General features: G+C 69.5%; 19 protein-coding genes. 11 read left to right on the top strand and 8 right to left on the bottom strand.

What is annotated here, in order from left to right:
* The coding region (locus VN779_RS14815) for an NAD-dependent epimerase/dehydratase family protein (protein WP_325723574.1) at positions 1-874 on the bottom strand (874 nt) is incomplete at its 3' end.
* Between the two features lie 63 nt (positions 875-937).
* Here VN779_RS14815 and VN779_RS14810 point away from each other — a divergent pair.
* Entirely contained in the window at positions 938-1,825 is an 888-nt protein-coding gene (locus VN779_RS14810) for a phytanoyl-CoA dioxygenase family protein (RefSeq protein ID WP_325723572.1), read from the top strand.
* Positions 1,826-1,898: 73 nt separating this feature from the next.
* Here VN779_RS14810 and VN779_RS14805 read toward each other — a convergent pair whose 3' ends face one another.
* Together VN779_RS14805 and VN779_RS14800 are read right to left on the bottom strand one after the other, a co-directional pair.
* Complete coding sequence (locus VN779_RS14805; protein ID WP_325723570.1) at positions 1,899-2,402, bottom strand: NUDIX hydrolase; 504 nt, start codon at positions 2,400-2,402, stop codon at positions 1,899-1,901.
* Positions 2,403-2,438: 36 nt separating this feature from the next.
* Positions 2,439-3,320: an alpha/beta hydrolase gene (locus tag VN779_RS14800; protein WP_325723568.1), complete on the bottom strand. Its 882-nt coding sequence runs from the start codon at positions 3,318-3,320 to the stop codon at positions 2,439-2,441.
* 100 nt (positions 3,321-3,420) lie between these two features.
* On the opposite strand from VN779_RS14800, the gene VN779_RS14795 reads away from it, so the two are divergent.
* The 3 genes from VN779_RS14795 (at position 3,421) to VN779_RS14785 (ending at position 6,043) form a co-directional block, all read left to right on the top strand.
* Positions 3,421-4,404 (top strand): acyltransferase domain-containing protein, encoded by a 984-nt coding sequence (locus VN779_RS14795; protein ID WP_325723566.1) that lies wholly within the window; start codon positions 3,421-3,423, stop codon positions 4,402-4,404.
* 99 nt (positions 4,405-4,503) lie between these two features.
* A complete protein-coding gene (locus VN779_RS14790) occupies positions 4,504-5,424 on the top strand; it encodes a bifunctional helix-turn-helix transcriptional regulator/GNAT family N-acetyltransferase (protein ID WP_325723564.1) in 921 nt (306 codons plus the stop codon).
* A gap of 94 nt (positions 5,425-5,518) precedes the next feature.
* Positions 5,519-6,043: a DUF3291 domain-containing protein gene (locus VN779_RS14785; protein WP_325723562.1), complete on the top strand. Its 525-nt coding sequence runs from the start codon at positions 5,519-5,521 to the stop codon at positions 6,041-6,043.
* Between the two features lie 50 nt (positions 6,044-6,093).
* Here VN779_RS14785 and VN779_RS14780 read toward each other — a convergent pair whose 3' ends face one another.
* A complete protein-coding gene (locus VN779_RS14780; RefSeq protein ID WP_325723560.1) occupies positions 6,094-7,884 on the bottom strand; it encodes a GMC family oxidoreductase in 1,791 nt (596 codons plus the stop codon).
* A 128-nt stretch (positions 7,885-8,012) separates the two neighbouring features.
* Between VN779_RS14780 and VN779_RS14775 the strand changes: the two genes are divergently transcribed.
* From VN779_RS14775 to lon, 3 genes are all read left to right on the top strand, one after another.
* Positions 8,013-9,236 (top strand): M48 family metallopeptidase, encoded by a 1,224-nt coding sequence (locus VN779_RS14775; protein WP_325723558.1) that lies wholly within the window; start codon positions 8,013-8,015, stop codon positions 9,234-9,236.
* Positions 9,237-9,272: 36 nt separating this feature from the next.
* Positions 9,273-9,584 (top strand): 4a-hydroxytetrahydrobiopterin dehydratase, encoded by a 312-nt coding sequence (locus VN779_RS14770; RefSeq protein ID WP_325723556.1) that lies wholly within the window; start codon positions 9,273-9,275, stop codon positions 9,582-9,584.
* Positions 9,585-9,666: 82 nt separating this feature from the next.
* Complete coding sequence (lon, locus tag VN779_RS14765) at positions 9,667-12,039, top strand: endopeptidase La (RefSeq protein WP_325723554.1); 2,373 nt, start codon at positions 9,667-9,669, stop codon at positions 12,037-12,039.
* A gap of 14 nt (positions 12,040-12,053) precedes the next feature.
* Here the strand turns inward: lon and VN779_RS14760 are convergent, their stop codons facing one another.
* The gene (locus VN779_RS14760; protein WP_325723552.1) at positions 12,054-12,329 is read right to left on the bottom strand and encodes a DUF6191 domain-containing protein; all 276 of its coding nucleotides are present in this window, start codon (positions 12,327-12,329) and stop codon (positions 12,054-12,056) included.
* Positions 12,330-12,496: 167 nt separating this feature from the next.
* Here VN779_RS14760 and VN779_RS14755 point away from each other — a divergent pair, with 167 nt between their 5' ends.
* Complete coding sequence (locus tag VN779_RS14755; protein WP_325723551.1) at positions 12,497-12,817, top strand: hypothetical protein; 321 nt, start codon at positions 12,497-12,499, stop codon at positions 12,815-12,817.
* Here the strand turns inward: VN779_RS14755 and VN779_RS14750 are convergent.
* Complete coding sequence (locus VN779_RS14750) at positions 12,798-13,319, bottom strand: ATP-binding protein (RefSeq protein WP_325723549.1); 522 nt, start codon at positions 13,317-13,319, stop codon at positions 12,798-12,800. The two genes, VN779_RS14755 and VN779_RS14750, sit on opposite strands and share 20 nt — an antisense overlap.
* A 249-nt stretch (positions 13,320-13,568) precedes the next feature.
* Between VN779_RS14750 and VN779_RS14745 the strand changes: the two genes are divergently transcribed.
* Together VN779_RS14745 and VN779_RS14740 are read left to right on the top strand one after the other, a co-directional pair.
* Positions 13,569-15,158: a Na+/H+ antiporter gene (locus VN779_RS14745; RefSeq protein ID WP_325723547.1), complete on the top strand. Its 1,590-nt coding sequence runs from the start codon at positions 13,569-13,571 to the stop codon at positions 15,156-15,158.
* Between the two features lie 78 nt (positions 15,159-15,236).
* The gene (locus VN779_RS14740; protein WP_325723545.1) at positions 15,237-16,463 is read left to right on the top strand and encodes a DUF5925 domain-containing protein; all 1,227 of its coding nucleotides are present in this window, start codon (positions 15,237-15,239) and stop codon (positions 16,461-16,463) included.
* Positions 16,464-16,611: 148 nt separating this feature from the next.
* Here the strand turns inward: VN779_RS14740 and rox are convergent, their stop codons facing one another.
* Positions 16,612-18,051, bottom strand: coding sequence for a rifampin monooxygenase (gene rox, locus VN779_RS14735; protein ID WP_325723543.1), 1,440 nt, complete (start codon positions 18,049-18,051; stop codon positions 16,612-16,614).
* 741 nt (positions 18,052-18,792) lie between these two features.
* On the opposite strand from rox, the gene VN779_RS14730 reads away from it, so the two are divergent.
* Positions 18,793-21,105, top strand: coding sequence for a hypothetical protein (locus tag VN779_RS14730; protein ID WP_325723541.1), 2,313 nt, complete (start codon positions 18,793-18,795; stop codon positions 21,103-21,105).
* Between the two features lie 149 nt (positions 21,106-21,254).
* Here the strand turns inward: VN779_RS14730 and VN779_RS14725 are convergent, their stop codons facing one another.
* The gene (locus VN779_RS14725; protein WP_325723539.1) at positions 21,255-24,062 is read right to left on the bottom strand and encodes a DEAD/DEAH box helicase; all 2,808 of its coding nucleotides are present in this window, start codon (positions 24,060-24,062) and stop codon (positions 21,255-21,257) included.
* Positions 24,063-24,159: the final 97 nt, after the last annotated feature.

Raw genomic sequence — 24,159 nt, 5'->3', positions numbered from 1 at the left:
GGCTCCACAGCGGCAGACCGGACCAAACCTGGACCTCGTGCCCCGTCAGCACGTCGTCAGGCGCCCAGACGAAGCGAGCGTCCGAGCCGGTCGTCTGCGCGCATGCGGCAAGCCAGTCGCCGAAGGTGGTGTGGCCCTTCGGCCCGGCGAGCAAGAACGGCTGCGTGCTTCCCGTCTCAAGGCAGTGCAGGCCGAACCGGGCGATGTCGCGGGCGTCGATCAACTGGATCTCGCGCCGCGGATCACCTGGGGCCAGCACCTCGCCGCCGCGCGCGATGCGGGAAAGCCACCAGGTCAGGCGACCTGAAGTCTCGTGCGGGCCGAGGATGATCCCCGGATAGTGAATCAGCACCCTGCCGGGGAAGTTCGCGCGGATCGCGCGCTCGCAACCCGCCTTGAGCGGCCCGTACTCGCCCTCGGTCGCGTCCGCCGGGCAGTCGAACAACGGCGAGGCCGCGCTGAGCGGCCGGGCGGGGAAGTCGGCGAACGCTGAGGCGCTGGAAATGAACAGGTAGGCGCCGGCCGCCCCGGCGAGCGCGGCCGCGCCCTCACCGACGATCTTCGGGACGTAGCCGGAGGTGTCCACGACCGCGTCCCACGGCTCGGCCGCCGTTCCCTCGGCGACCAACCGGTCGAGGGCCGCGGGGTTCTCCCGGTCGCCGCGGATGGCGGTCACGCCCGGCAGATCCGGACCGGAGCGGCCGCGGTTGAACACCGTGACGTCGTGGCCGGCGTCGAGGGCTTCGGCCGCGAAGGCCCGACCGAGGAAGCGGCTGCCGCCGAGGATGAGGATTCGCACCCCGCCATCCTCGATCGTGCGCGCGGTGGCGGCAACGATGTTCGCGTAGAGCGCATCGCGAACCGGACCGCGCACCCAAACCGGCGGCTCGAGGAGTCAGTAAGTCAGTCACCGGGGTTGTCACACGCGGGAGGGACATTGAGTACCACGATTTTCAACGGCACTGGGTTCGGGGTACGCATTTCCGAGCAGCAGCGGGCTGCGTTCGATCGGGACGGTTACTTCATCGTTCGCGATGCGATCCCCGAGGAGCTGCTGGTCAGGCTCGATGAGGCGATGGACCGGGTCTACGCCCAGGAGAAGGCGGCCGGAGGTCTGCGCCCGGATGACCGCAGCCTGCACCTGATGGGATTCCTGCACCGCGACAAGACGTTCCTGGAGTTGCTGGAGCTGCCGACGGTCTTCCCGCTGGTTTGGGGAATTCTGGGTTGGAACATTCACGCCTATCACCACCATCTGGACGTGCATCCGCCGATCACGCGGCGGCGGCCGAAGGTGTGGCGCTGGCATCAGGACGGCGGCCGGCAGAACCTGGAGATCGAGACCGAGCCGGTGCGCCCGCTGCTGTCGATCCGCACCTCGTTCTGGCTTTCCGACGCCTCGCAGCCCGGCCGCGGCAACTTCATGTGCATTCCAGGCACGCACAAGACCAGCAGGCTGGCCCGCCCCGAACAGCCAGAACTGGAGTTCGAGGATCCGAAGGGCGCGATCGAGGTGTGCCCGAACCGCGGCGACGTGGTGATCTTCGACCGGCGGATCTACCACGGCCGATCCGATAACTATTCGCAGATCACCCGGCGCGTGCTATTCGTCGGATGGACGTACCGGTGGATCGCGCCGCATGAGGACCGGGTCATCACACCGCAACACCCGTGGTGGGACGAGCTGACCCCGATTCAGCAGCAGCTGCTCGGCGGCGGCCAGGACGCCATCTCGTACTGGGGCCTTGGCGAGGACCGCTTCCCGCTGCGCGATTACCTCGCCGAGCGCGGGCTGCTTGACCCGTCGGTGAACAACAACCGATAAGCGACGCAACAGCGCAAATCTGGCGGCGCGACGAACCCGGCGCCGCTCAGACAGGGCCGCTCAGATGAGCCGCTCAGATGGGGCTGGCGCCGTTCGCCGGCCAGGTCTCCTCGAGATAGACCACGGTGCCGGGCGCTTCGTGGATCGCGGCGAGCCGGTGCGCGATGAACGGGCGCGTTCCCTCCGGAAGATCGCCGAGGTCGAAGAATCCGATCTCGGCGATCTCCTCCGGCTGCGCTACCAACAGCTCAGGCTCCTGGCATACGCCCGCGTCGAAGGTGAGGCTCAGGAATTGCAGCGGGCTGCCGTTCGCCCGCTGCGCCCACTGCACCGCGAGCAGCGGCCCGATCCGCCCGACCACGTAGCCCAGTTCCTCGGCAAGCTCACGCACGCAGGCCGCGGCCGGCGGCTCGTTGTCGTCCACCACGCCGCCCGGCAGCGACCAACCGGGCCGGTAAGTGTTTCGCACGAGCGCAACTCGCCCCTGCGCGTCGCGCAGCACCGCGTTGGCGGACAGCGCCAGCTTCGGCAGACTCGCGAACCACCGGGCCGATTCGAGCGGGCTGAAGGTTGTCACGATGATCGAGTCTGCCAGACGCCGGATCGCGGTCAGTCAGTTGTCCGCCTTCGCGGCGTTGGCCACGATGAGGTCAGCAAGCGCGGGCCACAGCGGTTCCGGCAGATCGTGCGCCATCCCGGGAATGATGACCAGCTCGGCTCCTGGGATCGCTGCCGCAGTCGCACGTCCGCCGCTGATGTTCACCAAAGGGTCTTGATCGCCGTGGATGACGACGACGGGCAGCTTCAACGTGGCGAGCGCGTCGGTGCGGTCAGGCGAGGCGGCTATGGCAGCTAGCTGCCGGTTGCCGCCGTCCGGCCTATACGCACGGTCGTACGCAGCAACGGCGCGGTCGTACCGCACCTGGTCCGTCACCTCGTATTCGGGCGTCTTCGAGCCGATGACGCGCTGCACAATGACTGTGCGCTCGATCGCCTCCGCCCGATCCACTGCGCGCGGCGCCATCAGGACAGCCATGGCGTCCGGGGAGGGCTGGCCGACCGCGTGGTCCCCGGTCGTCGACATGATCGAGCACAGCGACAGGACGCGCTCGCTGTGCCTGATCGCCAACTCCTGCGCGATCATCCCGCCCATCGAAGCGCCGACTATGTGCGCCTTTTCGATACCGAGGGCGTCGAGCAGTCCGGCGGCGTCGTCGGCCATGTCCGCGAGGAAGTACGGCGCGGTACGCGGATCGCCGCTGAGGATGGCGAGCAGGTCGGGCTCGGGCATCTGGTCGAACTGCGTGGACAGGCCGATGTCCCGGTTGTCGAACCGGATCACGTAATAACCGCGCTCGGCGAGCATCGCGCAGAACCCCGGCTCCCACGCTGTCATCTGGGTACCCAGACCCATGATCAGCAACAGCGGCCGGTTCTGCGGCGCGCCGAAGGTGTCGTATTCGAGTTCGATGCCGTTGGCCTCGGCCCGTGGCATGGGCTCTCCTTCTGCTGAAACTAACCCGCGTTCTCCAGATCATCCCAACGCGAAGGTTCAGATACACCTGCGCGCCGTCCAGATGTTGAATCATGGAGCGATGCTCGAATCGCTGCGCTCGGACCGGACACTCGACCGCTGGCTGCGAGACCTCGAGGCCGAGGACCAGCCGGAACTCGACGTCGCGCTTCCCGACGCAGACGACCTGCCCGAGGTCCTGCTCGACCTGGCCGTCCCGCACGAAGACATTAACGAGCTGGTCGCCTTGCGCGTTCAGGTCGCGCGAAACGCCGAGGTCCAGTGGCTGCTGGAACGGGTCGCCCGGTCGCTGGCCTGCCGCATCGGGACGATCGGGCACTCGGTGCAGGCGCCCGATCTACCCAAGTCGTGGGGTTCGCTTGGCCGGTACTTCTACGTGTTCGCGTACGTGGCGACGGTGCCGCACACCCTTGACCACCATCGCAGCCTCGGGGTTCCAGCCGAGATCTCCCGCCGCACGCTCGCGGATATCGGTCGCAACATGTCGAGGCACCGCACGCGATATGGCGTCGGCGGCATGCTCCATCCGTGGTGGCCCGCGCTGCATCTGCGCGGCGAGCTTTACCAACTCGGGCGGTTGCAGTTCCAGCGCGCCACGCTCGGTGGCCGCACCGGAAACGCGATCGCGCAGGCCGGACTGCCGCACGGCCCTGGTAGTGCGACCCTCGGCCTGCACATCCCGGACCACTACGGTCCGCTCACGCCGGTGGCCTGCGACCGCTCGCTGGAGCGCGCCCGCGCATTCTTCGCCCGCTGTTATCCCGGGGAGCACTACGCCATCGCCACGTGCCACTCCTGGCTGCTCGATCCGCAGCTGCGCGAGCGACTGCCGGCCGAGTCGAACATCGTGCGTTTCCAGAGCCGGTTCCACACCGCCTATGTCTCGCCGGAGGAGTTCGACCGCGGGACGATCGGGTTCGTGTTCGGCGACCCGGAGGCGCCGTTGGACGCGTTGCCGCGTCACAGCAGCCTGCAACGCGCCGTCGTCGATCACCTGCGAGCTGGCGGACACTGGCACGTCGGGCACGGATGGCTCGAGCTTTGACCGCGTACTCGGCGCGCTCGGCGACCTAAGGGTCTCGACAGGATGCCGCCGCCGTGCAATCGTTGACTAAGTCAAAGGATAACTTTGCGGGAGTCAACGATGGCGATGAGCGCAGACCCGGTGACCGCTGTGCGTGCCTTCACCCGGTTCTATACCGCCCAGCTCAGCGTGTTACGGGAAGGACTGCTCGACACCCCGTACTCCATGGCCGAGGCGAGGATCATCTTCGAGCTGCATCAGCGCGGCAGCGCGGACAGTGCGGACCTGCGCCGCGCGCTCGACCTCGATGCGGGCTATCTCAGCCGGATCCTGGCCAAGCTCGAGTCCGACGCACTGGTGACGCGCCGAACCTCGCAGACGGACGCGCGACGGCAGACCGTCACGCTGACCGCGGCCGGCGAGCAGGCATCCGCGCTGCTGGACCAGCGTTCGAACGATCAGGTTCAGGCGCTGCTCAAGCCGCTGACAAGTGAAGAGGTGCAGCGCCTCACCACAGCCATGGCCACCATCCGCGACCTGCTCGGTTCGGCTCCACGCCGCGACGCCTACCTGCTGCGGCCGGCCCGTCCGGGCGACTACGGCTGGGTGATCAGCAGGCACGGTGCGTTGTACGCCCGAGAACTCGGCTGGGGACCTACATTCGAGGCCTACTGCGCGCGTGTCGTTGCCGACTACGTGGAAAAGCACGATCCACAGCGCGAGAACGCCTGGATCGCTGAGGTGGCAGGCGCGCCGGTCGGCTCGATCTTCTGCGTGAAGCGGGATGAGGAAACCGCGCAGCTGCGTCTCCTGCTGCTGGAGCCGAGCGCGCGAGGTTTGGGCATCGGCGCGCGACTCGTCGAGGAGTGCGTGCGATTCGCCCGGCAGGCCGGATACCGGCGCATCGTGCTGTTCACCACCGAACTTCAGCGCGACGCGGCCCGGATCTACGCGAAGTCTGGCTTCGAGCTCGTCGAGGAGAGCGACGAGGACACGCTGGGCAGCGGAGCGCGCGAGCAGTTCTGGGCCATGGACCTGTAGCGTTTCGAACCAGCACTCGAACCTGTGGTCTCTCGGTCGGCCGTGGGCCGGGAAACTGCGCGCGTACAAACGCGACGCCGGTTAGCTTGGCCTCATGGCAGACGGGATGCAGGAAGACGGTACGCAAGAAAACAGTGCGCAAGAAAAACGTGGATACGAACTCGCGGAAGTCAACATCGCGCGACTGCTCGCGCCGCTGGACTCGGCGCAACTGGCCGACTTCGTCGCAGGGCTCGAACCGATCAACGCGCTCGGGGACGCGGCGCCCGGATTCGTCTGGCGGCTCCAGGACAACGACGGCGACGCGACCTCGTTCCGGCCGTTCGACGACGACTGGATCCTGGTGAATCTCACGGTCTGGACCTCGGCCGAGACGCTGCGCGCCTTCGTGTACAGCGACGAGCACCGCGCCTATCTGCGACGGCGGCGCGAGTGGTTCGAGCGGCTGGACGAGGCGGTCACGGCGTTGTGGTGGGTGCCCGCCGGACATCGGCCGACGGTCGCTGAAGCCCGGGCTCGACTTGAGCACCTGCGCAAGCACGACACCACCGAGTACGCATTCCGGCTCAGCGACACCGTCGCGCCGCCCGCCTCTGAAGGCGACTACGTGCCGCGCTGAACGGCGGCGGTGCGCCGCCGTTCTTCAACACATCGACGTGTATCGACGTGTCAGGACACGCCGACGATCGGCAGCCGCAGCGCTCCGGGCGCGGACTCCGGAACGGCCGGGCGGTGCGGCGCTACCGGATCCATGCGTCGATACGCCGCGCCGACCTGCGGCCGCCGATCGGCTTCACCCTTGTTGGGCCAGAACGACATCGCGCGCTCAGCCAGCGCCGTAATCGTGAGCGACGGGTTCACCCCGAGGTTCGCCGGCACTGCCGCGCCGTCGACGACGTGCAGACCCTCGTACCCGAAGACGCGATGGTAAGGATCGATGACGCCACGATCCGGCCCCGCGCCGATCACCGCGCCGCCGAGGATGTGCGCGGTCATCGGCATGCCGAACAGGTCGCCGACCGTGCCGCCGGGAACGCCGCCGATGTTCTCGGCCATCAGCCGCGCGGCTTGGTTCGCGGCGGGAATCCAGCCGGGATTCGGCTCACCATGCCCCTGCTTGCTGCGGATCTTCACCCGGCCGGTCCGAGTGCGCTCCGGATAGACCGTCAGCGAGTTGTCGAGCGACTGCATCACCAGCAGGATCACGCTGCGCTCCGCGAACTTACGCGTGGTGAAGAGCACCGGGACCTGTGTCGGATGCCGCAGCATCTCGCCGAGGGCTTTGATGGCGCGCGGTATCCGACCGCCACCATCGGTGAGCGGCGCGCGCAGCAACCCCATCGCGTTGCTGCCCTTTCCGTACCGCACCGGCTCGATGTGCGTGTTCTCGTCGGGATGGATAGACGAGGTGATCGCCACGCCCTCGGTGAAATCCTTGCGGTCGTCGCGCGCCGACGCCCCGAGCAACGCCTCAGAGTTCGTGCGCGTTAACTCGCCTAGGGTGGTGGAGAGGGCGGGCAGCTTGCCCGTGATGCGCAGCGTGTGCAGAAGCCGCTGTGTGTTGTACGCGCCCGCCGAGAACACCACATGCTGAGCGGTGAACGTCTTACGTGCCTTACGTGCGCTGCGACGCCTGCCTGTGGTCGGGCGCGCGACGACGCGGTAACCACCACCATCGAGCGGTACGACCTCGACGACCGTGGTCAGCGGGTGGATCTCGGCGCCGTTGTGCTCGGCGAGGTGCAGGTAGTTCTTCACCAGTGTGTTCTTGGCGTTGTGCCGACAGCCGGTCATACACTCGCCGCAGTCGGTGCAGGTGCGCCGGGCCGGGCCGGCCCCGCCGAAGTAGGGGTCCGCGACCGTGGTCCCCGGCGCCTCACCGTTGCTGCCGAAGAACACCCCGACCGGTGCCTGATGGTAGGTAGCGCCAACGCCCATCTGGTCCGCGACGAACCGCAGTTCCTCGTCGGCAGGAGTCATGCGGTGGTACGTGACCACGCCGAGCATGCGGCGCGCCTGGTCGTAGTACGGGTCGAGTTCCTGCTCCCAGTCGGTGATGCCGCGCCACTGCGCGTCCTCGAAGAACGCGCGCGGCGGCTTGTAGAGCGTGTTGGCGTACACGAGCGAGCCGCCGCCGACGCCCGCCCCAGCCAGGATCAGCGCATTGTCCAGGCGGTGGATGCGCTGGATTCCGGTCAGGCCGAGCCCGGGGGCGAACAGGAAGTCCTTCAGGTGCCAGGAGTTCTTCGCGAACTCGTGGTCCGCGAAGCGCCGGCCGGCCTCCAGCACGCCGACCCGGTAACCCTTCTCGGTCAGCCGCAGCGCGGTCACCGAGCCGCCGAAACCCGAGCCGATCACCAGCACGTCGTAGTCGAAGGCGCGGTCAGTCTCGTTGGAAAACCCCGCGTCATCGAGGGGCACGTCATTGAGGGGCACGTCATTGAGGGGCACGTCCGCCATGGCGCGGATGTTACTACCGACCAGTAAGTTTGGCGACGGGTCGCGCGCCGTCACGCGGCGACCGCTGCGCCGCGCCTCCAGCGGCATCCTGCCGCCGCAGCAGCCCGCAGTGGCACACAATGAACTGCGTGACCACGCAGGCCCTGCTTGAGGACTTCACCGAACCGCAGATCGAGCGCTCGCGCCGCCGCAAGCGCGCCACCCTGCCGCTGCGCCTGGCCTCGGCCGGACTCGGCTTCGCGGCCATGTGCGTGCTCGGATTCACCCGGCTCGGCGCGCAGCTGGTGCACGGCGCCGGATCGCTCGCCGGCGGCGGCTGGCTCGCCTCCGCGGCGCTCGGCGCGGTGGCGCTCGACCTGGTGCTGACGCTCCTCGGCCTGCCGATCAGCGCCCGTATGGAGACAGTGAACCGCGCTTGGGGTCTGTCCAATCGGTCGTGGCGGCTGTTCTGGACCGATGCCGCTAAGGGCTTCCTGATCGGCGCCCTCCTGCTCGACGCGGTCAGCATCGGGTTGTTCGCGCTGATCCGGGCGCTGCCGGGTACCTGGTGGATCCCGGCCTGCGCGGCGGCCGCCGGGCTGGTTTTCGTGCTTTCCTTCCTCGTGCCCGTCGTCTTCGAGCCCTTGTTCAACCGGTTTCGGCCGATGGAAGAAGGGCCCCTGCGCGAGCGGCTGATGCAGGTGGCCGCGCAGACCGGCGTATCCGTGCGCGACATCCTGGTCAGCGATGCCTCGCGCCGCACCAACTCGATGAACGCCTACGTGTCCGGGATGGGCAAGACCCGCCGGATCGTGGTGTGGGATACAACGGTCAAGCAGGCTACGCCGGAGCAGGTCGCCGCGATCACCGCGCACGAACTGGGCCACGCCGCCCGGCGCGACGTCATCACCGGCACCGCGGTCAGCGCGCTCGGCATGATCGCCGGAACGCTGCTGCTGGCCGCCGCGGTGCACTGGCGCGCCTTGCTCGACGCCGCCGGGACGCCCGCCGTCGCCGACCCGCGCACGCTGCCGCTGATCATGGCGGTCGGGACCGTGCTCGGCGCGCTCAGTGCGCCGCTGTTCAACGCGTACAGCCGCCGGGTGGAGGCTCGCGCCGATCAGTACGCCCTCGACCTGACCCGTGACCCGGCCGCCGTCGTGGCCACCTGGCGCAACCTCGCGGTGCAGAGCATCTCAGACCTCGATCCGCATCCGCTGGCGCAACTCTGGCTCGGCACCCACCCCGCCATCCCGGCCCGGATCGCGCACGCGCGCGGATGGGGCGCCAGGCACGGGGTAGCGGTCGTATTACCGCGACCAGGCGAGAGTCCCGACCCCGGCCAACAAACCAGCCAGATCGCTGAGCCCTAACCGCAAGTCCCAGCCACTCCAGCCGAGGAGACATTCATGGCAGAGCGCGCCCCGCTCGACCACCGCACCGTCGAGCACCTGCTCGGCAGCCTGGAGGGCTGGACCCGAGAGGGAGACACGATCCGGCGGGTATACCAGGCCGATGACTTCCCTGGCGCAATCCACCTGGTCAACGTCGTCGCCGTACTGGCCGAGCAGGCCCGCCACCACCCTGACATCGACATCAGGTGGCGCACCCTGACCTTCACCCTCAGCACCCACGACGCGGGCGACAAGGTCACCATGGCGGACATCCGGCTGGCCGAGCAGATCAACGACGCCATCAGCACGCAGCCGGCTGCTCGCTGAGAGCGAACAGCCACCCGGAACACTCCGACCCCGGCCGAAGTTGAGCTGATCAGACTCAACCTCGCGAAGCTAGGAGTTCCCGATGGCCCTCGCTCCGACCACCCGAGCCCTGCCCGTCCTGCCCCTCGACGACGCGGTGGTGCTCCCCGGCATGGTCGTGCCGCTCGACCTGAACGACCGCGAGGTGAGCGCCGCCGTGGACGCGGCCCGCGCCGAGCGCTCCGACTCCCCCGAATTACTACTCGTCCCGCGCCCAGACGGAAAATATGCGGCCTACGGCACCCTCGCCGTCGTCGAACAGACCGGCCGGCTGCGCGGCGGCCAGCCCGTCGCCGTCGTGCGCGGCACCCACCGCGCCAAGATCGGCCGCGGCACCACCGGACCCGGCGCGGCGCTCTGGGTGCAGGCCGAGGTCCTGCCCGAGCCCGCCGCCACCGACCGCACCCGCGAACTGGCCGAGACCTACCGCGAGATCGCGGTCAAGATCCTCCAGCACCGCGGCGCGTTCCAGGTCGTCGACGTCATCCGGCAGCTCAAGGACCCCTCCGCGCTGGCCGACTCCGCGGGGTACGCCCCGTACCTGACGCTGGAGCAGAAGACCTCGCTGCTGGAGACCGCCGACCCGGCCGAGCGGCTGGAGATCGTGCTGGCCTGGGCCCGTGAGCACCTGGCCGAGCTTGAGGTCGCCGAGACGATCCGCAACGACGTCAACGAGGGCATGGAGAAGCAGCAGCGCGAGTTCCTGCTGCGCCGTCAGCTGGAGGCCATCCGCAAGGAACTGGCCGAGCTGGACGGCCGCCCAGCCGACGAGAAGGACGACTACCGCGCCCGGGTCGAGACCGCGAACCTGCCCGAGAAGGTGCACGAGGCGGCCTTGAAGGAGGTCGACAAGCTCGAGCGCGGCGGCGAGCAGGCCCCGGATGCCGGCTGGATCCGCACCTGGCTGGACACCGTCCTCGAACTGCCGTGGAACGAGCGCACCGAGGATGCTTACGACATCCCGGCCGCGCGAGCCATTCTGGACGCCGACCACTCAGGCCTCGATGATGTCAAGGAACGCATCGTCGAGTACCTGGCCGTGCGCAAGCGCCGCGCGGACCGCGGCCTCGGCGTCGTCGAGGGCCGCCGCTCCGGCGCCGTGCTCGCGCTGGTCGGCCCGCCCGGAGTCGGCAAGACCTCGCTCGGCGAGTCGGTGGCCCGCGCGATGGGCCGCAAGTTCACCCGCGTCGCTCTCGGCGGCGTGCGGGACGAGGCCGAGATCCGAGGGCACCGGCGTACCTACGTCGGCGCGCTGCCCGGCCGGATCGTGCGCGCGGTCAAGGAGGCCGGGACGATGAACCCGGTCATCCTGCTCGACGAGATCGACAAGGTGGGCGCGGACTACCGGGGTGACCCGACCGCCGCGCTGCTGGAAGTGCTCGACCCGGCGCAGAACCACACCTTCCGCGACCACTACCTCGAGGTCGACCTGGACCTGTCGGACGTGGTGTTCCTCGCGACCGCGAACGTGCTCGAATCCATCCCCGGACCACTACTGGACCGGATGGAGCTGGTGCGGCTCGACGGCTACACCGAGGACGAGAAGGTCGTCATCGCCCGCGACCACCTGTTGCGCCGTCAGCTCGACCGGGCCGGCCTGAGCACCGACGAGGTGGACTTCGAGGACGCGGCGCTGCGCCGCCTGGCCGCCGAGTACACCCGCGAGGCCGGAGTGCGTGATCTGGAGCGCGCGATCGCACGGGTCCTGCGCAAGGTGGCGGCCAAGACCGCGACCGATGGCCTGGCGCTGCCGGTGACGGTCGGCCCCGAGAGCCTGCGCGACTACGTCGGGCGGCCGCGGCACACCCCGGAGACGGCCGAGCGCACGGCGGTGCCGGGCGTGGCGACCGGCCTCGCGGTGACCGGCGCGGGCGGCGAGGTGCTGTTCGTCGAGGCCTCGCTGGCCGACCCGGAGACCGGTTCGACCGGCGTCAGCCTGACCGGCCAGCTCGGCGACGTGATGAAGGAGTCGGCGCAGATCGCGCTGTCCTACCTGCGCTCGCACGGCGCGGAACTGGAGCTGCCGGTCGGCGACCTGAAGGAACGCGGCGTGCACGTCCACGTGCCCGCGGGCGCGGTCCCGAAGGACGGCCCGAGCGCGGGCGTGACGATGGTGACGGCGCTGGGTTCGCTGCTTTCCGGGCGGCCGGTGCGCGCGGAGGTGGCGATGACCGGCGAGGTGTCGCTGACCGGCCGGGTGCTGCCGATCGGCGGGGTCAAGCAGAAGCTGTTGGCCGCACAGCGAGCCGGAGCGAGCACGGTGCTGCTGCCCAAGCGCAACGAGCCCGACCTCGACGATGTGCCGGCCGAGGTGCGCGAGGCGCTGGAGATCCACCTGGTTTCGGATGTGCGCGAGGTGCTGAGCCTGGCCCTCTCCCCCGCCAACACCCCGGAACTGGTTACCGCGACCGCGTAGCGCGGCACGTGCGGTCAGACGCCGTCGTCCTCCTCGGAGGCGGCGGCGTCGCCGCAATCGGCAGTTGGCACAAAGCCTTCAGGCGCAGCGTCTTCGAGAACCGAGTCTTCGGCAGCGGCGTCTTCGGGCTGCGTCGTCGGCATGCGGATCAGGACCGTGCCGGAGTTCAAGTCGATGGGCCCGCGCCCAGGTGCGCCCTGAGCTTCCTCCTCGCGCGTGTTCTCCAACCGGCGCAGCTCCTCGGTGCGATGACCGCTGCCCGGGCTGAACAACTCGAAGAAGATACTCACCTCTTCAAGGTACAGGGCGTTCGCGCCAGGTGGTACTGACCGATCCGGGCCGCCCACGCCGCCGCAGGTGAAGCCGCGCCGGGCCGCGGAAATCCGCGATGGAAGAATCACCCGGCTCTGCCGCCGCTCTCACCCGGAATTCAAGATCGTCCGTGAGAGTCATAGCCATGACGATCACCGCTACCGGCGCAGCTTCCTCGGCTCATACGATCTCTTATTCGGCCGCTCAGCCGGCCCTGGGCCTGACTGCCCTCTCTCCCGCCGCCACCCCGGCGCCCGGCTCGTACACGGTCGCCGCCGGCGCTACGTCCGGAGTCGGCAGCTCCGTACGCATTCAACTCTCCGTCAACCGGGCTCACACCCGGCTCCACACCCTGCCTTCCACGATCCCCGCCGCCGTGGATCCGCTCGGACCTGCCAGCGCGAGCCAGACCTCTTACCGGCCTGCTACGCGCCGCGCGCAACCTGCTATGCGATTCCCCGCGTGACGAACGTCGCCGTCACCGCGGTGCCGGGTCGGTACCGGGTCGCCCGCACAGTCAGCGAGTCGGCCAACTCACGGGCTATGTAGAGCCCGCGACCACCTTCTTCACAGCTCGCCGCCTCAACCGCGGCCCGATCCGGTATCTGTGCGCCGGTCCAGCGTCCGGCATCACGCACCGTGCAGGCGGCAGCGGGGCCGAGGAGCGAGTGCTCGCAACGCAGCACCAGCCGCACCGGTCCGCGTCCGTGCCGGAAAGCGTTGCCGGCCAGTTCGCTCACCACGACCGCGGCATCGGCGGACCGTTCGGTCAGGCCCCAGCGGTCGAGGGTGCGCATGGTGAGCCGGCGCGCGTCGGCGACGGCCGTCGGGCCGGGCAGGGTGGTGATGACGAGTCGATCCAACGGTCCCGGCATGATCCATCGGGCACGGTCTGGGACGTACGTGGTCAGGTTCGGCCCGACCGCGGTGAGCATCCGACGGGCCAGACGGCGGGCTTCGCGCCGCACGGCCGATCACCTCTGTTTCGCCTCAGTTGATCGCCGCACTCGATCGCTGTTTTGCCAACTCCGTCATTGGTCACTCTGCGCTACCTTTTGGCAAACGTCAAGGTCTAGACCAATGTTTCACTCAGCGCGACTTGACAATCACACCTGAACATCGGCCGTGCGCGCACTCCGACACGTCGCGTACCCGAACGCTTCCGCACCGATATCGTGATCGCATTCAGTGACCGCGGAGGCGGGTGAGGAGGAGGCGTGCGGAGCGTCGAGACGGTGCTGCTTCTGGTGGCCGTGGCGACCGTCGTCGCCGCGTTCGCCAACCGGCTCGCCATCCCCGCGCCCTCGCTGCTCGTCGCGGCCGGCGTCGTGGCGGGACTTCTGCCCGGCGTTCCGGACGTGCGCATCTCCCCCGAAGTGATCAGCCTCGTCGTGCTGCCGCCGCTGCTCTACGCCTCCGGCGAGGAACTTTCAGTGCGGGACCTGCGCGCGGTATGGCGGCCGGTGGCGATCCTCGCGGTCGGGCTGGTGCTGGTATCGGCTTTCGCGGTCGCGCTGGTGGCGGCCGCGATGACGCCCCTGCGGCCGGCGCTCGCCTTCGTGCTCGGCGCGATCCTGGCCTCCACCGACCCGGTGGCGGTGACCGCGCTGGCCCGCCGCCTCTTTCTGCCGCCGCGCATGCAGACGCTGGTGCAGGCCGAGTCGCTGTTCAACGACGCGACCTCGCTGCTGCTGTTCAAAGTCGCGATCTCGGTGGCGGTCGCGGGCGGCGCGATGTCCGCCGGACACATCACCTTGGAGTTCGTGAAACTTGCAGGCGGCGGAGCCGGGCTCGGCGCGGCCGTCGCCGCAGCGGCACGGTTGGTGCGCCGCCGCGTCGAAGATCCCTTGGTCGACACCGTCATCTCACTCGTCACGCCGTACGCCGCATATGTGATCGGTGAGGCCCTCGGAACCTCGGGCGTCACCGCCGTCGTCGTCGCCGCGGTCATCCTTGGCACGCAGGCGACGAAGGTGACCAACTCGCACACCCGCATTCAGCGCCACGCGGTCTACGAGACGCTTATCTTCCTGCTCGAATCCACCGTTTTCGGCCTCATCGGGCTCGAACTGCCAGCGCTGGTGCGCGATCTGCCGTCGCGGGACCAGCGATGGGTTCTGCCCGTGCTCGCGATCACCGCGACCCTGGTGGCCACCCGCTTCCTCGGCGTCTTTCCGCTCTCCGCGGCCGCCCAGCTGCGCGGCGGCGCGCGCCTCGGCAGAAAGGCCGGGCCAGGCGAGCAGCGGCTCTCATTCCGGGTGCCGGTCGTCATCTCCTGGTCCGGCACCCGCGGCGTCGTCCCGTTGGCGGCCGCGCTCTCGATCCCGTTGACCGCCGACAACGGCAACCCGTTGCCGGACCGCGGCCTGCTGCTGGTGCTGGTGATCGGGACGGTCGTGATCACCTTGCTGGTCCAGGGATTCACGCTCGCCCCGATGGTGAAGTGGGCGGGGGTCGCGGTGACGCCCGGGGCGCTGCATCAGGAGGACACCACCGCCCGCATCCAGCTCGCCCAGGCGGCGCTGGCCCGGCTGGAGGAGCTGGCGGACAGTGATGCCGCGCCGCCCGCGGTGATCGAGCGGCTGCGCTCCGAGTACGACACGCGGCTTGCGTACACCGCCGACGCGGCCGACCTGGGCGAGACCCCGGCGATCGTCACCGCGTACCGGCTGATGCGCCGCGACCTGATCGAGATCGAGCAGGGCGAACTCGACCAGCTGCACGCCGCGGGAACAATCACCGACCGCACCCGGCGCAAGCTGCAGCGCATGCTCGATCTCGAAGATCTCACGCTCGGCGGCGAGTGAGCGCCGGGTCCGGCTATGACGCCCGGGATCAGGGAAAATCATTGGACCGCTACCCATCCGAACCCTGATAATCAGGTCATGACCATCGCGCCCGAGAGGATCATCGCACACGAAACGATCTCACCCGCCGCTGAAAAGATCGCGCTGCCCGAAGACCCGGCGCCCACGCCGCCGCACGTCCCCGAACCCAGCACGCGGTGGCTGAGCTGGGGCCTGACCACCGAGAACGGCGGACTGAACAACATCGCCGCGTACCTCGCGTACGCCGCCTTCGCCGACGGCCGCGAGCCGTACGCGCACGCCGTCACGATCCCCGCCTTCAAGAAGGGCGAGTGGGCTCTGCCCGAAGGCGGGCTGCTGCTGCGCAGTATCGAGCAGAAGAACTTCGCGGTCAGGGTCGTGGTGGGCGACGGGTGGACGCTGGAGCTCAGCCGCTGGTTCAACGGCAACGGTGAAGCGACGGTCACGGCGACCTCCGCCGATCTCGCCCGCGAAGTGGCGCAGCGCGCGGTCGAACTGGTCGCCAAAAAGGTCAAGCGCAAGGACGACGCGGTACGCATGGGTTTCTGGCACCTGGCCGGGCCCAACGCGCAGCGCCAGGTCCGGGCGATCGAGGCACCCAAGTGGGCCGAGGTGCGCCGCAACTACGCCGGCGCGGTCGCGGCGCAGCTGGAGCGCGTCATGGCGACCACTCCACAGGACGTCAACGGCAGGCTGATCCTGCTGCACGGCCCACCCGGCACCGGAAAGACCACGGCGCTGCGCGCGCTCGGCCTGGCTTGGCAGCGCTGGTGCAAGATCGACTGCGTCTTGGACCCGGAACGGCTGCTCGGCAGCCCCGGCTACCTGCTCCAGGTCATGATGGGCGCGGAGAGTGGCCGCGGCCCGAACGCGGATCGGCGAAAGTGGCGGCTGCTCATCCTCGAGGACTGCGACGAGCTGGTGCGCGGCGGAGCCAAGCAATCCGCGGGGCAGGCGCTCTCCCGGCTGCTGAACCTGACCGACGGGCTACTCGGCCAGGGCCAGAACGTGCTGGTGGCGATCACCACCAACGAGGAGCTCGGCCGCCTGCACCCCGCGGTGGTCCGGCCCGGCCGCTGCCTCGCGCAGATCGAGGTCGGCCCGATCCCGCGCGACGAGGCGGCGAAGTGGCTCGGCGCCGAGGATGGTCTGGTGGGCCCGTCCGCGACACTCGCGGAGCTATACGCGCTCAAGGCGCGCGCCGAAAGCGGGGCGAATAGCGACGGGAACACTGGCGAAGCCCCCGTGATGTCCGAGCCGATCTCCACCGGGCTGTATATCTAACACGCGCTGTACATCTAACCGCTGTACGTCGGAAACGCCGTGACGGCTAAGACGGCACCGCCATCTGACACGGCATCATCGCCTCGCGACAACCGCGTCGCAGATCCCTACTACGACGCGGCTGCGCTCGATGGCGCGGTTCGGCTGCTTAGCCGACGACCGGCTCGCCAAACCACTTCGGCAGCGCGCTGAGCAGGTCCTGCTGATCGTCGCCGACCCACGCGACGTGCCCGTCCGGCCGCAGCAGCACCGCCGGCGCGTCCAGCTCCGCACTGGCCTTTGCTACGTGATCGACCCGATCCGCCCAGCCCGCCACCGAAAGCCGGCCGGTCTGGTCGAGCAGGAGCCCGCGGCCGCCATGCATCAGACCGTAGAGGTGGCCATTCTTGAGCCGCACGTCCCGCAGCCGCCGGCCGAGCAGAGGGTGCCCCTCGCCGAAGTCGTACCGGATCCCGATCGCGATGATCTTCTCGACGAGGTACCGGTTCACCTCCTCGAAGTCCGCCAGTTCCGTCAACAGCCGGCGTACCGCAAGCGGACCCGGCTCGGTGGACAACAGCAGCATCTGCGCGCGGGTGTTGTCCAGCACATCGGCGGCCACCGGACGCCGTTCGCGCTCGTAGCTGTCCAGCAGCCCCTCCGGCGCCCAGCCAGCGATCGAGGCGGCCAGCTTCCAGCCGAGGTTGAACGCGTCTTGCACGCCGAGATTGAGGCCCTGCCCGCCGGTCGGCGGGTGAATGTGCGCCGCGTCGCCGGCCAGCAGCACTCGGCCCACCCGGAACCGCTCGGCCAGCCGCGTGGCGTCACCGAAGCGGGAGAGCCAACGCGGCGAGTGCGCGCCGAAGTCGGTACCGGCGGTCGCTCGCAGCTGCTGCTTGAACTCCTCGAAGGTCGGCGGCACCGCGCGATCCTCAGCCACCCCCTGCGCAGGCACCAGGACGCGGTACGCCCCGTGCTCGACAGGCATGGCGCCGAATCGCAGCTGGGTCTTGCGCACTTCGGCCATAACCGCGGCCAGCGTCTCCGGCGGCGCGGTCAGCTCCATCTCGCCCAGCAGCGTTTCGACCGTGCTCGGCTCGCCGGGGAATCCGACGCCGAGCAGCTTGCGCACCGTGCTGCGGCCGCCGTCACAGCCGACGAGGTAGCGTGCACGCAGCCGCGTGCCATCGGCCAGCTCGGCGGTCACCCCGTCGTCGTCCTGGCTCAGCCCGACCAGCTCGCTGCCGCGCCGGATCTCGGTGCCGACCTCGACAGCGTGCTCCTCCAGCAGCCGGTCGGTGATGTTCTGCGGGATGCCGAGGACGTATCCGTGCGCGGTGTCCAGCCGATCAGGAGACGGTTTCGCGATCCCGGCGAAGAAACCGTAGCCGCCACCGAGCGGATGCTGCGTGCCGAGCGCGAGAAACCGCTCCAGCAATCCGCGCTGGTCCATAATCTCGATGCTGCGCACGTGCAGCCCAAGCGAGCGGACGAATTTGACCGGCTCCGGCTCCTTTTCCAGCACGAGCACCTGCACGTCGTGCAGCCGCAGCTCGCCCGCCAGCATCAAGCCGGCCGGCCCGCCGCCGGCGATGATCACGTCGAACACAAAACCCCCATGAGTTTGATTCCCAGCCGGCCGTGCGACCCACACGTTGATACCGGCACACGTATTTCCAAAAGCCCGGATTTCCGCAGGTCTCGGCCTCGGAGGATGATTGTGCGCCACCCCCGGGTCCTTGCCGCAAGACCCGGGGTGCGCTATACATTAAGAGTGGCGAGGAGTATGCAACTCCTCGCCTTGTGCTTTTCAGGGCTTTGTTACGCCTGACCGGCCGGCCGAGTACGCACGTTCGAAGGCCGCGACGCCATGATCTTCCCCCGAGTGGTGTACCTCGGCGAGGGGCGGGCATAGCTCCGAAGGACCCCGACGCCTTCGGTCAGCAGAACTGCCGCCGCGGAACCCCGATCCGCTTCTGACGTGACGTCACGCGGCGTGAGTGGCCAATTAATTCGCGTGACCGGTGTCGACCTGTTCGTCCGCAGCCGCCCGGAAAAGTGCGATTTCGCAGCTCGGCGGCAAGGTTATTCGAACGTAATATTTTCTTGGAAAGCCTGTTGCCCCAAGCGTTCGGCCTGGCAAGGTAGGGACGCCAAAAGCGACCGCGGCGGTTGCAGAGTCTTGACTGCCGCCGGCGGGCGCCGAACCGCAAGGGGTTACACCATGTCTGGGCACAAACGCACGCCGGCCGACCGATCCGGAGGCCGGAGCGCCGCGCAACACGGCGGTGAGTTCAGCGACATGCCCTCCCTCACAGGTCATGGTCTCGCCAACACGAATCAGCGTGGAATGAATCAATACGGCGCACAACCGCACCACTCGGATCAACCCGGTCCGAATCAGCACGGCCTGAACAAGCACGGCGCGAATCAGTACACGGGCAAACGCCGCGCCGGGTTCACCCCCGACGACTACGGCCAGGACTTCAGTCACAGTCACGGTTCTGAGCTCGGCATCGACGAGTCCGGATACCCTCTTACCGGCTCCGGCTATCCCGCCGACACTGCTAGCGCTACCCACGTCGCCACCGCCTCGAACCTCAACGGCATGGTGACCCGCGGCACAGAGCGGCCTTCCCGGCGCGGTGCCGGGAACCCGCGCACCCCCGGCCGCCGTCGCGCGCCGGTGGACGACAACACCCGGCCGCGCTTCTCCGGCCGGCTCGCCAAGGCCGGGCCGCTGGCCCTCGCCATGGCGATTGGCGGCGCAGTGGCCGCCTTCGCCGCACCCAACGCGCCCGCCGCGGCCACGCCGCCGGCTGTCACCTGCGCGCTGAAAGTGCCGGACCAGCCGTTGACAGCGCAGGGCCTCGCGACGCCCTACGAGCTGTCCGGCTTCAACGGCCAGGCGTGCCACGAGGCCGACCCGGGCACCGCGGCCTTCGTGCAAGGGCTCGTGCTCGACCCCGCGAGCGGCCAGCTGTCGGTCTACGACCCGCTGGTCATCGACCGGGGTACCGAACCGGCCGTCGCACCGGTGGTGCCGACGCTGCCCGCGAACGCGATCGTCGCGCTCTGGTTCGGCTTCAACGGCAACATACTCACGCTGCGTGGCAACGGCGTGCAGGACGGCTCCTGCGTCAACGGCTTGGACGGCTCGCCGTTCGGCCAGTTCGCCTACTGCAACGCGCCAGCCCTCTTCACCGCGGCGCAGAGCGCGGTCACCCAGGGCAAGCTCAAGATCCCGCCGATCGGCACCGCCGCGGACAAGCTGCCCTGCCCGACGACGCGTGAATTCGGCATCGTGGACCAGGACCAGAGCGACAACGTGACCACCACGTACCTCGCCCTGGCCGATGGCCGCACCGCGCAGAACACCCAGAGCGCCACGAAGCAGCTGCGCGGCAAGGCGCCGAATGTGGTGGCAAACGGCAGCGACAACCTGCTGGTCGACCACTTCGTCGACCCGGCCCTCGGCTGCACGCCGTTCACGGCGCCGGACCTGGCGAACGGCGGATTCGCCGCCACCGCGCTGGGCCTGAACGAGCTGCAGGCGGCCGCCGACCAGGCCGCGCCGGTCGCGATCGTGCCGCTCAACGACCCGATGGTGCTGGACAATCAGGGCGCGCAGAACGATCAGAAGACTGACCTGTACCGCGCCGGAGTGGACCAGCCGCCGCTCGCGCAGGTACCCGGCTCGGCAGCGGATTACTGCACGAATCTGCGCACGATCGGCGTGACGCGCACGAAGCTGGATCGGACCCTGACGAACACGACCGTCTCGCCTGACACCGGCGCGGCCTCGAACCTGTTCAGCTTCCTGGCGATGCGGCTTCAGCAGTCGTACACGAACCTCGGCTGCCAGCAACTGCTGCACATGCGTAACCCGGTGCATCTGAAGATGAACGGCGCCGGCCTGGTCGTGGACGCGACCTTCGACCGGGTCACCACCGGCGGCACGCCGAGCCCCAGCGCGAGCGCGAGCATGGCTGCCGGCGCGAGCGCGAGCGCCGGGGCGGGAACGTCCGCGACGCCGAGCGCTTCGGCCGGCGGCACCGGTCCGAGCCCGAGCGCCAGCCCGACAATGTTCACCGCGCCGCCGCCTCCGGCGCAGAGCAGCACGCCCGCGGCTCAGGTCACGACGCCGCCTGCCGCGACGTCGAGCCAGGGAGTGCCGCCGGTAACGGTGACGGTGACGGTGACCGCGACTACCGGCACCGGTAGCGGTGCGGCTCAGGGCGCGAATCATAGCTCGGCCGGTCCGATCGCCTCGGCGAGTTCGGGCACCGGCGGCAGCGCCGGTTCCGGCGGATCCGCTCAGCAGAACGGCCAATCCGGCACCAGCGGCGGTGACAACTCGTCCGCGAACGGCGCCGCAGGCACCGGGAACGGCGGCGGCACCGCGGCCGGGGTCAAGCCGCTCGCCGCGGTGACCAGCACGCCGATCAGCGTCGCCGGGTTCGAGCACACCTACGTCGCCGGATCGAAGAACCCGAACAGCGCGCTGGCCGGACCCGACCCGATGGCGAGCGCGGGGTTCAGCATCATGAACTCGCGGGTGTTCTGGGCGCTGGCCGGTGCGTTGATCGTGCTCTGCGCGTCACTGCTGTACCGGCGCAGGCCGCAGCAGCGCAAGCAGAGCAGGCGCGGCGTGTCTTCATGATGATCACAGTCTCGTAACGGCCGGGGGTTCGCCGCCGCGCGAGGAAGAGGGAGGGAGAGCAGGAGGGAGCAGCTGAGCCGGGTCGCGTAAGCGGCCCGGCTCAGCCGTGTCTGGAGTGCGTGCGTAACCCGCCGAAGTTCGCCGGAGCGTCAGCCCACCGACGAGTACGCCACGACGCCGCGACGCAGCAGGTCCACGGCGGCGTGCGCGGTCTCGCGGATCCGGGCCGAGTCCGGGCTCTGCGCCGCCATGGTCGCGGCCGCGTCGGCGAGCTGGCCGAGTAGGTCGATCAGCTGCTTGCACCAGCGCACGAAGTCGCCGGCCGGCAGGCCGACGTCTTCGAGCACCGTGTCCAGCCGGTGACCGGTCGCCCACTGATACGCCGCCCACGCGAAGCCGGCGTCCGGCTCGCGCTGGAAGTCCACCGAGTAGTCGCCCTCAAGGTCGTGCAGGGTCAGCCACAGCCGCACGGTGCGCTCGATCGCCTCGTGCGCCTTGCCCTTCGGCAGCCGGGGCGGGCCGTAATCCTCCGCACTTCGCGCCTCGTACACCAGTAGCGAGACCGCCGAGGCGAGCTCCGCCGGGGTCAGGCCGTCCCACACCCGCTCACGCAGGCACTCGGCGGCCAGCAGGTCCAGTTCCGAGTAGATACGGGCCAGCCGCCTGCCCTCCGCGGTGACCCGCTCACCGTCGAGGTAGCCAAGAACGGTGAGCACTGAGCACACCCGGTCGAAGGTGCGCGCGATCGAGTGAGTACGGCCCTTGACGCGCTTGTCCAGCCCCTCGGTCTCCCGCTCAAGCCGGGAGTGGCGCTCGGCCCAGCGCGCGTGGTTCTCACGGTCCTCGCAGCCGTGGCACGGGTGCGCGCGCAGGGCTTTGCGCAGCCGGGCGATCTCGCCGTCATCGGCGGCCGTCGACCGTTCGCGGCGCGGCCGCTCCGGCTTCTCGCCCTCACCCAAACCGGCCTTGCTGCGCAAGGTCGCGGCCAGGTCGCGGCGGGCCTGCGGCGACTTGTGATTGAACGTCTTCGGGATGCGCATCCAGCCGCTCGGCTCGACCGGCACCGGGAAGTCGAGCATCGAGAGCGTGACGACCTGCCGCTCGGCGGTCAGCACCCGCGGTCTCGGGCCGTCGCGCCCCGCGTCGAGTCCCGGATCAAGCACCACGGCGAGACCGGCCTTGCGCCCGGCCGGAACCACGATGATGTCCCCGGTCTTGAGCGCCTCGAGGGCCGAGGCCGCGGCCGCGCGGCGCTGCGTCGCGCCCTGCCGGGAAAGCTCGGCCTCCCGGTCGGACAGCGCCCGGCGCAGGCCCATGTAGTCCTCGAAGTCGCCGAGGTGACAGGTCATCGCCTCGCGGTAGCCCTCCAGGGCCTCCTGGTTGCGGCGCAGCTGGCGGGTAAGGCCAACCACCGCCTTGTCCGCCTGGAATTGCGCGAAGGAGCTTTCCAGCAGGGCGCGGGCGCGCACCTTGCCGACCTGGCCGACCAGGTTGACCGCCATGTTGTACGAGGGCTTGAACGACGAGCGCAGCGGATAGGTGCGGGTCGAGGCCAGGCCGGCCAGCGCGCGCGGATCGAGGCCAGGACGCCAGACCACGACCGCGTGGCCCTCGATGTCGATGCCGCGGCGACCGGCCCGGCCGGTCAGCTGGGTGTACTCGCCCGGCGTGATGTCGGCGTGGAACTCGCCGTTCCACTTGACCAGCGCTTCCAGCACCACGCTGCGGGCGGGCATGTTGATGCCGAGCGCCAGGGTCTCGGTCGCGAACACCGCCTTGACCAGCCCGGCCGCGAACAGCTCCTCGACGATCTCCTTGAAAGTCGGCAGCATCCCGGCGTGGTGCGCCGCGACGCCGCGTTCAAGGCCGTCGGCGAAGTCGTGATATCCCAGGACATTGAGATCCTCGGCTGGTAGGTCGGCGCATCGGGCCGAAACGTGCGCCCGCACCTTGGTGCGCTGCTCGTCGGTCAGCAGGCGAACTCCGGAACGCAGGAACTGCTGCACCGCCGCGTCGCAGCCGGCCCGGGAGAAGATGAAGGTGATCGCGGGCAGCAGCCCGGCCGCGTCGAGCCGCTCTATGACGTCGACGCGGCTCGGCGGCGGCGGAACGCGGCGCGGGCGCCCGCCGCGGCCGCCTCCGAAGGAGGAACCAGGCCGTCCACCCGGCGTTGAATTGTTTCCCCTCCCACCGCCCCGGGGCGCGAAGCCGAAGCGCTCCTCCTCGCGGGCGAAGCGCACCAGCTCCGGGTTGACTCGCGCGACGTCCGCCTCGTGCGGGTCAGCGCCCGCATACAGGTCGTAGAGCTTGCCCGCGGCGAGCACATGCTGCCAGAGCGGGACCGGCCGGTGCTCGGAGACGATGATCTTCGTCTCGCCGCGCACCGTCTCCAGCCATTCGCCGAACTCCTCGGCATTGGACACCGTCGCGGAGAGGGACACCAGCTGCACCGACTCGGGCAGGTGGATTATCACCTCTTCCCAGACCGCGCCGCGGAACCGGTCGGCGAGGTAGTGCACCTCGTCCATGACCACGTAGCCCAGGCCCGCGATCGCCGGGGACTCGGCGTAGAGCATGTTCCGCAGCACCTCGGTGGTCATCACGACCACGGGCGCGTCGCCGTTGATGGCGTTGTCGCCGGTGAGCAGCCCGACCTGCTGCTCGCCGTAGCGGTCGACCAGGTCGTTGTACTTCTGGTTGGACAGCGCCTTGATCGGCGTCGTGTAGAACGCCTTGCGCCCCTCGGCCAGCGCCTTGTGGACGGCGAACTCGCCGACGACGGTCTTGCCGGCACCGGTCGGCGCGCACACCAGCACCCCGGCGCCCTCGTCGAGGGCCTCGCACGCCTCGACCTGGAAGGGGTCCAGCGAGAAGCCGAGCGAGGCGGTGAACTCGGCGAGCGTGGGATGGGCGGTGCGCCGCCGTGCGGCCGCGTACCGCTCCGCAGGGCTGGACATGTGTTCCACGGTAGGCGGGATCTCCGGCCCCGCTGCAGGGCCCCGTCCCGAGCCCGCGACGGGTGGGGGGCAGCGGGTCCTCTGTCAGCGGCGGCCG

The sequence above is a fragment of the Actinocrinis sp. genome (genome assembly GCF_035605935.1).
Lineage (GTDB): Bacteria > Actinomycetota > Actinomycetes > Streptomycetales > Catenulisporaceae > Actinocrinis.
Note: the sequence above shows the minus strand (reverse complement) of the source record. Positions and strands in the feature narration are given on the sequence as shown.